This is a genomic window from Achromobacter kerstersii, from assembly GCF_902859595.1.
In the GTDB taxonomy this organism is placed as follows: domain Bacteria; phylum Pseudomonadota; class Gammaproteobacteria; order Burkholderiales; family Burkholderiaceae_B; genus Achromobacter; species Achromobacter kerstersii.
Window position 1 is genome coordinate 1 of the sequence record NZ_CADIJQ010000018.1, and the last position, 14,230, is coordinate 14,230.

At 57.9% G+C, this 14,230-nt stretch carries 11 protein-coding genes and 1 pseudogene; 8 read left to right on the forward strand and 4 right to left on the reverse strand.

Annotated elements, in window-relative coordinates; genetic code table 11:
• Nucleotides 1–2,049: 2,049 nt before the first annotated feature.
• The 8 genes from HV765_RS30055 to HV765_RS30090 all read left to right on the forward strand — a co-directional run bounded on the left by HV765_RS30055 (nt 2,050) and on the right by HV765_RS30090 (nt 9,402).
• Nucleotides 2,050–2,424: a hypothetical protein gene (locus HV765_RS30055; protein ID WP_175171883.1), complete on the forward strand. Its 375-nt coding sequence runs from the start codon at nt 2,050–2,052 to the stop codon at nt 2,422–2,424.
• 999 nt (nt 2,425–3,423) lie between these two features.
• Entirely contained in the window at nt 3,424–4,059 is a 636-nt protein-coding gene (locus HV765_RS30060) for a fimbrial protein (RefSeq protein ID WP_254600781.1), read from the forward strand.
• A gap of 784 nt (nt 4,060–4,843) precedes the next feature.
• On the forward strand, nt 4,844–5,539 hold the full coding sequence (locus HV765_RS30065) for a response regulator (RefSeq protein WP_175171884.1): 696 nt from the start codon (nt 4,844–4,846) through the stop codon (nt 5,537–5,539).
• 171 nt (nt 5,540–5,710) lie between these two features.
• On the forward strand, nt 5,711–6,883 hold the full coding sequence (locus tag HV765_RS30070; protein WP_175171886.1) for an EAL domain-containing protein: 1,173 nt from the start codon (nt 5,711–5,713) through the stop codon (nt 6,881–6,883).
• Between the two features lie 663 nt (nt 6,884–7,546).
• A complete protein-coding gene (locus HV765_RS32275; RefSeq protein ID WP_175171888.1) occupies nt 7,547–7,837 on the forward strand; it encodes a JAB domain-containing protein in 291 nt (96 codons plus the stop codon).
• Nucleotides 7,767–8,300 carry a CHASE4 domain-containing protein gene (locus tag HV765_RS30080; RefSeq protein WP_175171974.1) on the forward strand — a complete coding sequence of 178 codons (534 nt, stop codon included), beginning with the start codon at nt 7,767–7,769 and terminating at the stop codon, nt 8,298–8,300. Before HV765_RS32275 ends, HV765_RS30080 begins: the two co-directional genes overlap by 71 nt.
• 185 nt (nt 8,301–8,485) lie before the next feature.
• Nucleotides 8,486–8,794, forward strand: coding sequence for a diguanylate cyclase domain-containing protein (locus HV765_RS32280; protein ID WP_420840198.1), 309 nt, complete (start codon nt 8,486–8,488; stop codon nt 8,792–8,794).
• Nucleotides 8,707–9,402 (forward strand): putative bifunctional diguanylate cyclase/phosphodiesterase, encoded by a 696-nt coding sequence (locus HV765_RS30090; RefSeq protein ID WP_175171891.1) that lies wholly within the window; start codon nt 8,707–8,709, stop codon nt 9,400–9,402. Before HV765_RS32280 ends, HV765_RS30090 begins: the two co-directional genes overlap by 88 nt.
• Before the next feature lie 409 nt (nt 9,403–9,811).
• Here HV765_RS30090 and HV765_RS30095 read toward each other — a convergent pair whose 3' ends face one another.
• The 4 genes and pseudogenes from HV765_RS30095 to HV765_RS30110 all read right to left on the reverse strand — a co-directional run bounded on the left by HV765_RS30095 (nt 9,812) and on the right by HV765_RS30110 (nt 14,225).
• Entirely contained in the window at nt 9,812–10,261 is a 450-nt protein-coding gene (locus tag HV765_RS30095; protein WP_175171893.1) for a helix-turn-helix domain-containing protein, read from the reverse strand.
• 381 nt (nt 10,262–10,642) lie between these two features.
• Nucleotides 10,643–11,401, reverse strand: a complete 759-nt coding sequence (locus HV765_RS32140) for a DUF2243 domain-containing protein (protein WP_338077820.1) — start codon at nt 11,399–11,401, stop codon at nt 10,643–10,645.
• 160 nt (nt 11,402–11,561) lie between these two features.
• A pseudogene (locus tag HV765_RS30105) lies at nt 11,562–13,076 on the reverse strand (ABC transporter ATP-binding protein); the annotation flags it as partial.
• 3 nt (nt 13,077–13,079) lie between these two features.
• Nucleotides 13,080–14,225, reverse strand: a complete 1,146-nt coding sequence (locus HV765_RS30110) for a beta-glucosidase (RefSeq protein WP_175171895.1) — start codon at nt 14,223–14,225, stop codon at nt 13,080–13,082.
• Between the last annotated feature and the right edge of the window lie 5 nt (nt 14,226–14,230).

Here is a 14,230-nt window from a genome sequence, read left to right on the forward strand (position 1 = left end):
CAATGCTGGCCCCCGAAAAGGCCATCGAACCGATAAGGCCAATCATCAAAAGCTGCTTCTTCATGGTCGAGCTCCTAATCGTACTAAGGATGAGGGTAGCTTTGTAAATATGGTGAGCTTTAACTCACATTTCGTAGGCTACTTAATCGGTCGGATCCAGTCAATCCCCATCGATGGGTTTTAAGTAAACGCCTCCTTGGGGTGTCGATCTCGCTAATCTGATTGCCGGATGATCGGGCGATTCACCGGTGCGCGCTGAATTCCGCGGCATTAGTCAGTCCCATCCCAGCTGCGTACAGTTCGTTCGAGTTTGATTTTCGCGCTACCAATTGTGAATAGGCTCCCCGTAATATCTTAATGGTCCACCAGGAAATCAGCCGAGAACCTAGCGGTCGTTCTGCTTATCCAACCCCTCCCTAACCTTGGCTTGCGTGCCCGGGGGGGGCGTTGCTTGGCGCGAAGACGCACCCGATCGACGGTTTGGCGGCGTCCGCGGTGCAATGCGAGACCTCGTCCGCGTCGTTTTGGCAGATGGGTATCGGGAAGCGTCAAAATTTTTCCAAATTGAGCTGTCCATTGCAGATGGTGTCACGGTCGTGGGTTGCGCCTTCAACTCTGGCGAGCTATTTTGGCGTTCTCGACAACCACGATTGCGATGTGCTGGTGAGCGCCTACGTGATGCAAGGCAAGGATTTCGGCGTTGGCCTTGGATTGTTTACTCGAATGCGGGGCCGGTGCCTTGGTCTTATTACGCTGATACTGACCTCTATCGACAATTGCAACGTATTGCACGCACTGGAACCTTAGACTCGGTGTAATTGGGAGAATGCGGAGAGCTCCGAACGCTTGCGTCGCGCCGTGCGGGCCGAGGGTCGTTCATGGAGCGAACTCGCGGCAAAATTCGACCGAAGCAAGTAAACGATCAATGCGTAAAAGAGCGCAAATGCACAAACTGAATGTGTACAGTAATCTTGACTTGGTTCGTTAAGGCTTCAGAGTCGGACTAGCGCCGTCAACTCTAGTACCCGCATGCTTCGCTTATTCGAGATTGGAGGCCAGGGAGTTCGAATGTCGAAGCTCCGCGTCGGGCACGAGTGGGGACTTCGACAAGGGTGGGAGGCACGTAAGGACTCCGCGCGACGCCGCCATGCTCTTCATGATATGTCGCGGCTGCGATTGTTACGCCACGCCATCGACCGCTGGAACGTACGTGCTGGGCGCCGATAGGGTGGATCACGGGGGGGCCATCCCTGTCGTTGCGTAGTTGCAAGGCTGAGGGACGAAGGGCGTTCGCCGACCCTCCTCCCCGGGTGGCTCTTCGCCGCCCTGACTAATATCAGGCCTGCTCCATCGCAGAACCCGAGTCCACGGCGCTACCGGCAACTCGCGTTGTGTTTCTCTCTAGATGTCATCTGGAATGGCGATCCACCGGCGATGACTGCATCCCGATCGGGGCTTGCAGTCGTTGTATCCTGTGCAGCATGAGCGGCAAAGCAACTGTGGAGAATATGGCGTCATAGAGCGGTTCTTCCTGAGCATGAATAGCTAAAGAATCTGGCGCAGCTTATACACAACGCATGCTAACGCTCAGCGCGATATCCATGCCTTCATCGAGAACTCGTACAACTCCTGCAGTTGCATTCCGGATGTGGGCTATCTGGCGCAAGCTGCGTATGGATGAGCCGAGCGCCAATAATATCGATCGCGGTGTGTACTCTTATCTCGCTACACACAGACCCGCGCCGCTGCATCCTGCTTCGTACCCGTCTGATTGAATAGGACTACTCGATGCTGCAAACTCTTCCGCGTCCATTTCTGCTGCTGGTCTGACGCGTCTTACCTCAGGCGCGCAAGGAATATCTATGTGCTTGGCGGCGTACGCACCCAACCCTCACAAATTATAAGAATCGATCGGATCATTCACCGTGCGTCCGGCTTGGCCGCCGTGTTTTCGCGTGGGCATCTGACGGTTATCGCCGTAGGCGCGATTATCAGCTAAGCGCTATTTCCGGCTGGGGTGTCCCTCTCATGGTCGCAGGTTGTGCAGCAATGTTGAGCGATGGTGTGGCTGCCAATGTCGACATGCTGTTGATGCGCTGTCTGTCGGAACTGACGGCCGCACACCCAAGCCGAGGCGCGATTGGTTCCTATGCCCGGTCTTTTCTGAGCCGGCGAGCCGGCTTTGTCGTCCGCACTGCCTATGTTCTACCTGTCGTGGAGATTGTCGGCTCGTGGTCGTCATGCTCGAATCAACCTTCGCGTGGTGGCTCACGCCGCTGCCGCCTGCGCTTGAGGCGGTGGGGTGATGGCAGGCGTAAATTTATGCATCTGGCGGGTGAGAGGATGTTCGCACGGGTGGAGTTCGCCGGCGTCGTGGTCAAAACACTGGCGCTGCTCGCGTTAATTACGCTCGCTTGCCATTGAGCGATGGGCGCGGCTGTATCCGTTTTGAGCTGTCAAATCTATGACGGCTCGCGCCCACTCTAGCATGGCCAAAGCTGCTCCAGTTCGAGCGATGCTTGCTCGGCCGAGCTCCATGGCGATGTCGCTCGAAATTTTGCCTACGCGGCACATAAGGCGTCCCCTAGCGTAGGGTACGTCGCAGTGTCGTCCATCGCAATTTCTGCGCATGTGGTGTCATGGACCTCCATTTTTTCTGGCCTATTTCCGATTCCGGCGCTTGCCTGGCAACGCGCGCAAGGGCAAGGGAACTTGGTGTGGGGGCGTGGGCTTCGCTGGGGTCGTTGCGATCACGTTTTCGACTCTACGGATGGACGCATTTGCGCCCACCCAGTTCTACGGCGTCCCGTTTTTGTCGTTACCTGCCTTCTGCTGCCCGCCAAACTCGAGCCTACGGAGCTAGGGGCGAGCGGGCCGCGAGACCCAGCAAAGTCCGGCTGGACATTCATGGACGGCAAAAACGCGTGACATGCGCGCTAATGACTAAGACTAGTACTAGATTTTCATCGGTCGCCATATTATTTCGTTCTGGAATGATATTAATCGTCTTTCATGTCATCTATGATTTTACCTCGCTCAGAATATGCAGTGTTGCAGGCCGAAATCTTTTTCATTGAATCCCTACGCCGAATAAATGGAATGGGACAGACTGGGATCAGCAGCCGCGTTTGGGCTTTGAAAATGGCGGCGGCCCGAGGGGCGTGGCTGTGGGCCTGGTGACGGAACACCGCACTGCGATAAACGGGGCTGCGTCTCGTTCGGCTTGATCAAGGGTACCAACAACTTCAAATTTAAGGCGTTCTATGAAGCCATTGATAGACGGGGCGGCGGGCAATGCCAATGCCTAGGTTCTGTTCGGAGTTCAATACTCGTAAGAGGCCTGCGGGGAGTAACTCTAAGCCCAATTAGCGAAATTTTTCTGAGTCCGCTTCGCCCATCGCGCGAGGTGAGGATGTTCGCACGTTGGTACGTTCTGCGGTACTGCGCGCAAATCTCTCCAAACCGGTGAAGGCGGCGGGCACCCTTTTGATTCCCTTTTTTAGTTTAATTACACGGTTTATGAATAGCAACCTTAGATTGTCTTTAGCTGTAGCCGCCCTATGCACGGCCGCGGGGGTCGCAGAGGCCCAGACGGCGACACTAAACGTCACCGGGAGAATCACTAACACACCCTGCACTATTGTGGCTGATATCGTTAATCTAGGTGACGTTCCCATCAGCGAATTCGTGAGTACTCTAGCGCCAGAGAAGTACCGAAAGACGTTCAACATCACGCTGGGTGGTTGCGAACTCAGTACGTTGAGTACCGCCTCGCTCAAATTCAATGGTACGACGGCGGGGGGGGTTGCGACGACCCTCTCGCTCACGCCAGGCGCGGGCTCCGCGCAGGGATTTGGCGTCATGATGGTCACCAACGATGCAACGCATTCTTCTAGTGCTACTGCCGTGAAGTTCGACGGAAGCAGCTCCCATAGCTTCAATATCGGCTCGAACAAAAAGACATACGCCTTTCAAGCTCTTTATATGAAGGTCGTCGGCGCGACTCAACGGCCTGGTACGGCCAATGCCACGGCCACGGTGACGCTGACATTTTCCTGACGGTATTTCCGCCTTCTGATGCTTTTAGCGTGCTGCTTTATCCCTGACCATGTTTCTAAAACTAATCCTGCCCAACATGCGCAGCGGTCTCCTGCATGTGCGCTGCGTCGAGCTCGGCCATTCGATCGACGAGGACACGACTCGGCGCATGGCGGAGCTGGAGGTGTGGGGGTGCTTGCGAGCCGTTTCTGGACGACGAGGATGCGGTTCCGATCCATCGCCTGCCGCGCGGCTTAAGCAATTGACAATGGTGGCCAGAACCGATCGGGCCTATGAGATGGCGCAGTGTCGGGGTATAAAAACGGCATGGGGCACGGATACGCTGTTCGACGCCCGGCTCGCCACCCGCCAAGGGGCACAGCTGGGGAAGATGAGCCGTTGGTACGGGTGCTACCGAGGTGTTGCGAATGGCCACGAGCGTTAAAGGCGAACTGTGCGCGTTGTCGGGCCCGCGCAATCCCTACCCGGGCAAGCTGGGCGTCGTGCAGAGCGGCGCCATGGCCGACTTGTAGCTCGTCGCTGGCAATCCGCTGGACGACTTTGAGTTGCTGGCCCGGGCCGAGCAGAGCCTGTCAGTAGTTATGAAGGGCGGCAAGACCTGCAACCACGTCCGAGAGAAGGGACTAGCTCGCGGCGCCAGTCAGCGGCATCGCCCCATCTTCCCGGATTTCGTGCTGGTCCGTGTTGTCTGTGCAAAGAGGAGGACAAGTACGAGATAAATCCATAGGAACGAACACTACATTGGCTGCATTTAGATCTGGCCAAACCGGGAAGCTGATGCGCCATGAAAATATCCCTCATCATCGCCGATGATCATCCCGCCCTCATCATAGGCGTCAAACACGAATTAGTAGAGTTCCACACGATCTCCATTGTGGGAACCGCCAGCAATTCCAGGGAGATCTTTGAGCTGTTGGTGAAATCGCCCTGCGATGTATTGGTTACAGACTATGTCATGCCGGGCGGCGACTTCGGCGACGGTTTGATCACGCTGTCTTTACTCCGCGGTCGCTACCCATTCTTGAAGATCATCGTCTTCACAGCGATCGATAACCGGGCGATGGTGGCCGAGATGGTACAGCTCGGCGTTCATGCAGTGTTGAGCAAAGTGGATGCGATCGACCACCTAATTTCCGCCATTTACGCGGTGTACGCCGGTGCCACGTACTTTTCCCCAAAATTCAGATCGACTTCCGCAGTGGGCCAGCATGCGCAAATTGACCCGATTCAAAAACTCACCCGGCGAGAAATGGAGGCGGTCCGCCTCTACGTCTCTGGCGTATCTATCAACGAGATCGCCAGACAATTCAACTGTAGCAAGCAGACTATAAGTTCGCAGAAAGCCGCCGCGATGCGCAAGTTGGGTATCGAACGAGACGTAGAGCTGTTTCGCTTTGCCTATGGGATGGGGCTGTTATCGGAAGGGGCCGTGCAGCACGAAAACCCCATTGCTTCCGACATGCTCTTGGGACAGGGCTAGCATGCCGACAGCTTTGGTACCGGTCCGATTGTTCGACGTAAGTCGTCGGATCATACTGGGTCCATTATGCGAGACATCAATCTGAACCTTCCTCCCCGCGACCCATCGTCAGGGCGTACGCATGGGATTGCTGTGATTGCGCTCAGCAGCGCTCCCTCATCTTCATATGGGTTGACCACGCTTCTGGACAGCGGTGTGTTGCGGGAGTTGCGAACTTGTTGGGGGCTGGGCTCCCTGACAGAAGAACTGTTGCACCAGGATATAGATGTAGTGGTGTGCGAAGTGCGAGGCGTTCCCTGTGAAGGGCTGTTACTGCCCGCTCGCATTCAACGCGAATTCGAGGCGGGGCGCCTGCGACGCCTGCCGGCCGTGTTGTGGATCAGCGATCTTCCACGAAGCATCTTGGATGCGTGTGCCGACCCGTTCCGCGCGATTGGCGGAGTCCTCGAAACCGTCACCACCGCTACCGGCGTAGACGCGCCGCTTACCAGCTTTGCCCATGGCGGCGAAGCGGGTGCACTAAATGCCTGCGAGGCTCCTTTCAATGACGAAGACCTAGTCCTCGCGCTTGGAACCGAGGATGGTCTTCGCGTGGTGCTGCAGCCACAAGTGGACTTGATTACCGGACAGACCCTGGGCGCCGAAGCTCTGACGCGATGGCGGCATCCGCGGATCGGTGAAGTACCCGCCTCCAAGGTGGTACAGGCGATCAGCCGCCTTTCAATGGGTCGAAAACTGTTCCACGTCGTCACCGAACGTGTGCTCGATCTGCAGGCCCATCTTGCGGCCAAAGGCATCTCCACGCGAATTTCGGTTAATGCGGCCCCGTCCACTCTGGCAGTGCCCGGCGTCGCACACTGCCTATGGGAACGCACGTTGCTGCGAGGCATTTCCCCCGATAAAATCACGATCGAACTCACAGAGAGCGAAACCATTCAGAATATGACAACATTGGCGACCGAGCTGCAGCGGCTGCGCGCCTGCGGGTTCGGTGTCAGCATGGACGACTTCGGAACGGGCGCGTCTACGCTGGAACGCTTAAGCTACCTCCCGTTCTCCGAGATCAAGATCGATCAGACGTTTGTTCGACGGCTTCAGTCCGAGCCGACTGCCCATGCCATCGTGGCCGCTGCAAATGAGTTGGGGCGGGCGCTGGGCCTTGCGGTCGTAGCCGAGGGCATCGAAACGGCCGAGCAGGTGGGCCTGTTGCGATCGTTGGGCTGTCGAATCGGCCAGGGATTCGGTTTGGCCCAGCCAATGGAAGTTGGCGCATTCGTAGAAAAGTTACTCGCAAAGCCTTCAAATGTCACGATGCGGTTGGGTTGCGATAAGGCGTCTTCGTGACCGATGCGAGGTGTGGTCGCCTTATGGAGCGTGGTAGTTATCTTGCTATGCTTCGCGTTGCTCATGAAGTGGTTGGAACCTGGACGCTTGTAACCCCACGGCCCCGTGGCCATAGAACGGTGTCTTCAGCCAGGCGATGCAAAGCGAGCGGGCGGTGCCCGGGGGGATGTTGAATGGCGGTCCTGTCGGGTCCGCGTAGATCTGGCTCTGGTTAGTAAAGATACGCTCAACGTAGTCCAGCGGACCCGATCTCTGAACGATTCGACCGCACACCGATCAACTCTATGAATGCAGATGGCCGGCCAGTATAGGCGCGTGCGTGGCGTACTGCGGGTGGCCAACACCAGGGGAGAGAGGGCAGTCCTGCTTTTTGGGCGATTATGACACGCTGTTCTCGCCGTCAAGTGCAGCGCAACGACGGCAGCGGCGGCGGCTTACGGCCAGGGGCCGGCGCGCCACTTGACCGCTCCGCTGCGGCGCATCCCAGGATCGCCGGGCAATCCCGCCCGACACTGGAGATCCAGCCATGGAGTATTCCATCGCGTTCAACGCCAACGATCACGCCAGACGCGCTCTTTGCGTACAAGATTCCGCAGGCGCGGTGCGCCCGGCTACGCCGAAAGAGATCCTGGTCGCGGCGCGCGAAGTCGTTCTGCAGGCAGCATGCCGGGACAGTTTATATCCTCGCCGAAGGTCGTTCGCGACTTCCTGCAACTGCGACTGAACAGCTGCCTCGCGCATGAGGTGTTCGGCATCATGTACCTGAACGCGCGCAACGAACTCATCGCATACGACAAACCGTTCCGCAGTTCATTGAGCACTGCACCCGCCTATTCGCGCGAGATCGTCAAAATAGCGCTCGCGCACAGAGCTTCAGCAAGCGCTGAACCATGTCAAAGACGATGTCGCGCAGGCGCAACAAGGTTTCGCCGGCTGGGATTTATTGGCAGATGAATTGAGGAAGCCCATGTCCGACCAAGGTTGGCTTAATGAAAATGTTGGCCCCTGGTTGCTTCGTCTTTTTGAGCAGTATCTGATCTTCATCCTTGGGCCAAATAATGAATATATCTATGGAAACGTTAGTGGAAATGCCGCCTCTCCGACCATCTATTCGTTATTTGGAGCCGACATCAGTCGACTTATAGGATTAGTTCGAGGGCAGGTTAGCAAACGCAACAACGACCATAAAAGGCTCCCCAGTCAGCCTGTCGCCGAAAATGCCTCGATGCGTACAACGGCCGGAGCGGTGCATGCGACGGACCTCGCTAGCGTGGCTCAACAACCGACCGTAGTAGGAGTCCGTTCCGCCAAATCTTCTCGTGAGCGTCCGATTTATCGATGGCGACTTTTTGCGCAGCTTCTCTGGGGACAACCTAATGGAGGGGCTCCACTACCGTTCAGTCCGGGCACACCATGATGACACCACAGATTGGGCTTCGCCCTTGATTTCATCGACACAGGCCACGCTCGGATATTTCATGTGGCGCCCTCACCTGCCCGGATCAGAGCTTTGGCGCTCGATGCTTCCTATCGTAGGCTCTATGGTCGCAGGCGCGACGACTCTAGTAGCATTTTGCATTTCGCACTTATCAACTATCGCGCATGCAGGATTCGTACTTGAGCGACTTGAGCGCCGCCCACCTGGAGTTGAAAGCGAGTGAAGCGCACGCCCAGCACTTGGCCTTTCATGATGTGCTTACGGGACTGCCCAACCGCGCTTATTTTTCGGCCTCCGTCGATCAAGCTCTGGTTCGACGACGTCCCGACAACTGTTGTGCTATTTTTCTTTTAGACTTGGATAATTTTAAACACGTGAATGACTCATGGGGAAACTCGTTGGAGTCGAGGCACTTCTGCGTTGGCACCATCCAAGCCGAGGCCCAGTGCCACCGCAGATCTTCGTCCCTATAGCGGAGTCATCGGGCCTAATCGTTGAACTCGGGCAATGGGTGTTGCACGACGCGTGTCGGGCAGTGTTGCAATGGCCCGGATTGTCTATGGCTGTAAACCTCTCGTCGGTGCAGTTTCGCACTGAAGGGTTTGCCACGCACGTGATTGACCTTGTGAAAAATGCGGGCGTGAGTGCCGCTCAAATCGAGCTTGAGATCACAGAAGGGGTGTTCGTTGAAGACGATGGTAGGGTGCAGAAGGCCATTGCCGAATTACGGAAGGCTGGTTTCCGCATAGCACTGGACGATTTCGGAACCGGGTATTCAAGCTTGAACTATTTGCAAAAGTTCACGGTCGACAAGATCAAAATCGACCGCAGCTTTGTGGCAAATATAGGAGAGGGAGGCGATTCTACAGCTATCGTCAACGCCGTCGTCAATTTGGGCCGATCAATGGGGCTCACGGTTAACGCTGAAGGGGTGGAGACTGCAGCGCAGCGGGACTTCCTTCGGACCGTAGGCTGCGATGAGCTGCAAGGATTTCTTTACTCAAAGGCTGTGCCAGAGGCGGAAATAACTAAGCAATTCGAGAAAGTTGCCATGGGAGATGTTGAGTTCGGATATGAATAATGTAGCGGCATGATTTGAGCGGGGCTTCACGGCACCGAGCTGCGCTATGCGATTGCAATTCTCGGCCTTGTTCCTGAAGTTGGCATGGAGCCAGTTTCATGACGCTTATCAAGCGAATCAGCAGCGTCCCCGATCGCTTACGACTTTGACGTGGCGGACCTTGCGCGACTTTCCGCGTCTTGCAAAATGCTTTCGGCCTTGGCATCCCGGTCAGTCTGCAATAACCAGCGAAGGGCGCGCGAGCGATCAAGCGGCCATGCGTGTGTTGGGGGCAAATTGAGCGCGGCCTGCCAAGCTTCTTCGGCAGAGCAAAACACCAATACCCTGTCAAGTGTACCCATGGAAAATGTTCCTAGATAGTACATTTTCATTTTATTCCTCCGAATGACATTTCGTCTCTTCCGATCTGTCACTCCGGCGTGAAAATATACCCCACGCCACGTACAGGCTGGACGGGAAATACTCCGTAAGCTCTATTAATTTTAGTTTTAAGGCGGCTGACAAGTACACGTATTGAGGGTTTGCCTAATTCCTTCTTGCTTTTGTGAGCTCCCCCGTTCTCTAATGCACGCGTCAACTCGTCATAACTGACTACATCCTCGGCGCGCCGTATTAGTGCATCAGCAATTAGCAGTTCGCCGAATGTCAACGAGACGAAACCTCCATGAGGACAGCGCAATCGGCTTCGATTCAAATCCACAGCCCAATCATTGTCGGTCCGAATGCCGTTCAGTTCGCACGTTTCATCGAATTCTCTTATCAAGTTGTCGATCAGGGTAATCGCTTCACGCACTGCGGTGAGCAACGGTCTTATATTCTTAAAAAATTCAATGTTGTTATCCACGTCTATGATGCTCAAAGGTAGACGCTCCAGCACGTGGAAGCAAGGGCATTTAAAGATATTGAGAGTCAATCACTGTAACGTAATCGGGCACCCTATCGCTCTCTGCTGTTAATCTACTCTTACTAAGGAAAATTTGGAAGAGCATGACAGTTGCTCGTCGCTCGGTCTGCACTAGAGAAGTCGGGCGTGATTTCGCAATGGGGACGTTGGTCGCAAATCTTTTGCGGAAAACTTGATGTTGCAGGGGGCACTGGTGAATTAGCTGTTGTATTCGCGCCACCCTCCGGTAATCCCATGTTTTTAGCAGTTGTGGACTTAGGCAGCGATTACGGTCGTATCGGCGTCTGCACGCAAGGGAAACAGATTCGCCATTGCACTGGCCATAACAGTTGCTGCTCACAGTCCGAAATAGGTTTTGCGGCGCATTTGGCCATCGTGCGGCGGCCTCCTGTGAATGCGCGTCCACCAGGCGTAGAGGAGCGGGACTATGCCAAAGACCGCCACCCAGGCGATGTCCCAGATCATGGGATTATCGGCGTCCATCTTGACCCGATGGATGCCCGTAATCCAATGCGACATCACCGCATCTATGATGTGCCAAACTCCAAAACCTATCCAGAAAAGCGCCGAGGGTGGTCGCGCGTCGGAAGAGGCCGAGACGAACCGGGCACGGCACAGTTCGATTAGTCCCAGAGTGGCGATGACGTACATGAAGGCGTGGAACGCGCCATCTGCCGCGATCTGTGCGGTCAACGACCCAAGAAGCGCGCCCGTCTGGATACCGGACAGCAGGTGATGCCATTGCAGTATCTGATGCAGAAGGATACCGTCGAAGAAGCCCCCCATTGCGAATCCTAAGAGAAAGCTGGCGCGTCGCAGCCGGCGCGACGTAGCCAGATCGCGGAAAGGTCGGATGGTTTCCATTTTTGAGTCCTTGGCGTCGGCTGTCCGCGTGAAATTTTTTTGGGGGGGGCGTCGCATGTCTAGCATTTGACATGCCTGGCGGTAGCGAGACGTCCGTTGAGACCAGCCGGTCAGGCAGGTACCGGAATGGTTTGCCGATTTCTTGGCCTGCGGGGCCGCCGTTATCGACCTGCAGATCCCACAGAGCGCGCAACGGGCCGCGCGCCAAAAGCAGTTCATCCAGGGACCCATCCTCGACAATGCGGCCCGCGTCTACGACCACGATCCGGTCGTAGCGCGCGAGAGAGGATAAACGATGTGCCACCGCAATAACGGTCCGGCTGCTCATCAATTCTGCCAGGGCTTCTTTAATGAGTTGCTCCGAGTAGCTGTCAAGCGCGGACGTCGCTTCGTCAAGCAGCAGAATGGGCGCACCCTTCAAAAAGGCGCGGGCAATGCCGATGCGCTGGCGCTCGCCGCCAGACAGCAGCGCGCCGCGCTCGCCCACGAGCGTTGCGTAGCCCTGGGGTAGGCGTCGGACGAACGGTTCGCAGTGCGCTTGGCGTGCTGCGGCAATCACCTCCTCCTCGGAGGCCTCGGCTCTTCCGTCGCGGATATTCTCCATGATGGTGCGGCGAAACAGGCTCACGTCCTGTGGCACAACCGAGATAGCCTGCTTCAGGCTATCCAAGGTGACCTCGCGGATGTCCTGGCCGCCGACAAGAATGCGGCCCTGCTGCGGTTCGTCGGAGCGCTGCAGAAGAGACAGCAGCGTTGATTTTCCCGCGCCAGACGCGCCTACCAAGCCCACCTTCTGCCCCGGCGCGATGGACAGCGTGATGCCGCGCAACGCATGGCAGCCGACCGGGTAGGTGTAGTGCGCGTCGCCAAAGACGATGGCCCCCGCGGGGTGGTGCAGCGGCTGCGCACTTTGTACGTCGGGGACTGCATGCGACCGGCACACCAGCCGAAGCACTTCAGCGATGATGCCAAACTGCTGGGCAGTGCTGACCAAAGCCAGCGCCAGGTCGCGCGAGCCGTGCAGGATGCGGAACGTCAGGGCACTGACGACCACCACGTCGCCCGGACTGGCGCGGCCCATTTCCCACGCCCGGAGCACCCAGAGCAGCATTGCGCCGGCCACAAGCCACAGGCAGGCGTCATGGATGACGCGCGCTTTCTCTACATACATCCAGCTACGCCGCTGGGCGCGGGCCTCTTCTCCCAATGCTTTTTCCAGCCGTGCGCGTTCGCGCGCCTGGGCGGAGAATGCTTGGACGGCCCAGATGTTGGAAATGGCGTCCACAATCTCACCTCCGACGTGCGCGGCTTGTTCGCCGTACTGCTGGTGGAGGGTGCGCCCGCGAGCGCCGAAAGAGATGATGACCCCGGCCAGCACCAGGACGAAGCAGAGCAGCGCGCCGGCCATGCGCCAATCCACCGTACCGAGCACCACAGCGGCGCCCAGGAAGTCTACGCAAGGCGGCACAATGCTCCAGACCATCGCGCCATAGATTGCGCCGGCGGCGCTAGCGGTCGACGAAATGCGGTTTGCGAGCGCGCCGGAGTGATGCTGGCGGAAATACCGGGTGGAGTGGTGGCTCAGGTGATTAAACTCCTCGACCCGGAGCGCCGCGCAAGCCGCGACGATGTTGCGACAGCCAAGCCAGCCACCACAGCGCCACAAGGCGGCTTCGACCGCGATCAGTCCTAGGAACAGCGCCAGACCCCACCATATGTGGAATGACGCGCGCGCGCCCAACGCCATGGCGTCGACGATCAGCTTCATGGCGTACTGGACGGCGACCGAGCAGATGCCGGCCAGCACGACGATCAGTCCCATCAAACCGAACGCCCACGGCCGCTGGCGTAAGTAGCGCCACAGGAAGGCCGCGGGTTGGGCGGGCATATTGGGCAAGTCGCGCATGGCTCATTCTTCGGCGGGCGCTGTGGCGGGCGCTGGAAGCAGACCGGCGGGACCGCAGCCCGCGCGCGCCGCGTGGACACGCAATTCGATCTCCAGCGGCGCGTACACGCTGCGCCGCCCTTGCGGCGACGGCGCGCTCAGCAGCCCCGTGGGGCAGTGGCGGTCATCTCCCCAGCCGGGATAGTCAGTGACGGGATAGAGACAAATTCCGGCCACATCGACACCTTGCGCCCGCGCCTGGGCGACCTGGTCGCCGACGTAGCGGATCCAGCGCACACGGTCCTGACCTTCCGCGCCGGTCTCGGCGATGAACAGGGGCTTGCCATAGCGGTGCGCGCAGCCTTGCAGAAGTCGCGCGAGCGGCGCGTACTGCGCGTGGTCCCAGTGCAGTGGGGGCCCTCGGTGCCACCACTGGTTATGCGGGTAGTAGTTCAGGCCTACAATGTTCACATACCGCCCGTCTCCACCCAGGTCCGGATGCGCGTGGCCGCAAATCATGTCCAGCGCCTCGAATTGCGCGTCGCTTGCGGCCGCCGCCTCTGCGGCGTCTCCGGGTCGCGCGGGCCGGATGGCGATCAAGGGTTCAGCACAGATCAGGCGTGCGCCGGGATCCGCCTCCAGAATCGCGTCACTAGCCTGGATCGCCGCCCGCGCGAGTTGGCGCTTCAGTTCAGCGCCCCGGCCTACGGTGCCGGGACCAAAGTGCGCCAAGTCGCCACCCGCCCAGCTCCAGTACGAGATTTCATTCATAGGGCAGTACCAGGACGGTATGTCCGTTTCCCCGGCAATCAAGCGGACCGCGGCGGCGGCATATCGCGCGAATGCTTCGGGAAAGGAGGGGGACCAGATGTCGAGCCAGGACGGCCAGCCGTAGTGGCACAAGTCCCAGATCACTTCGACGCCGCTATCGCGCGACGCCCGAATCATGGGCAGCAACGATGACCAGTCACAGGTGTTTGCCGCAGGACAGACGAGGTGCCACCGCACCCCGTCCCGCGCCGTGCGCAGCCCAAGCGCGGCGATGGCCGCGTAGTCCTCGCTTGCCCATTTCGCATGCCCCGTCGACGCCAGCAAATCCAACTGGCGGCCGTCGGGAAATCGATGGCAGGAGCACTCAAATCCCGCCTGCATGAAGCTCTGGAATCCCATGGCCG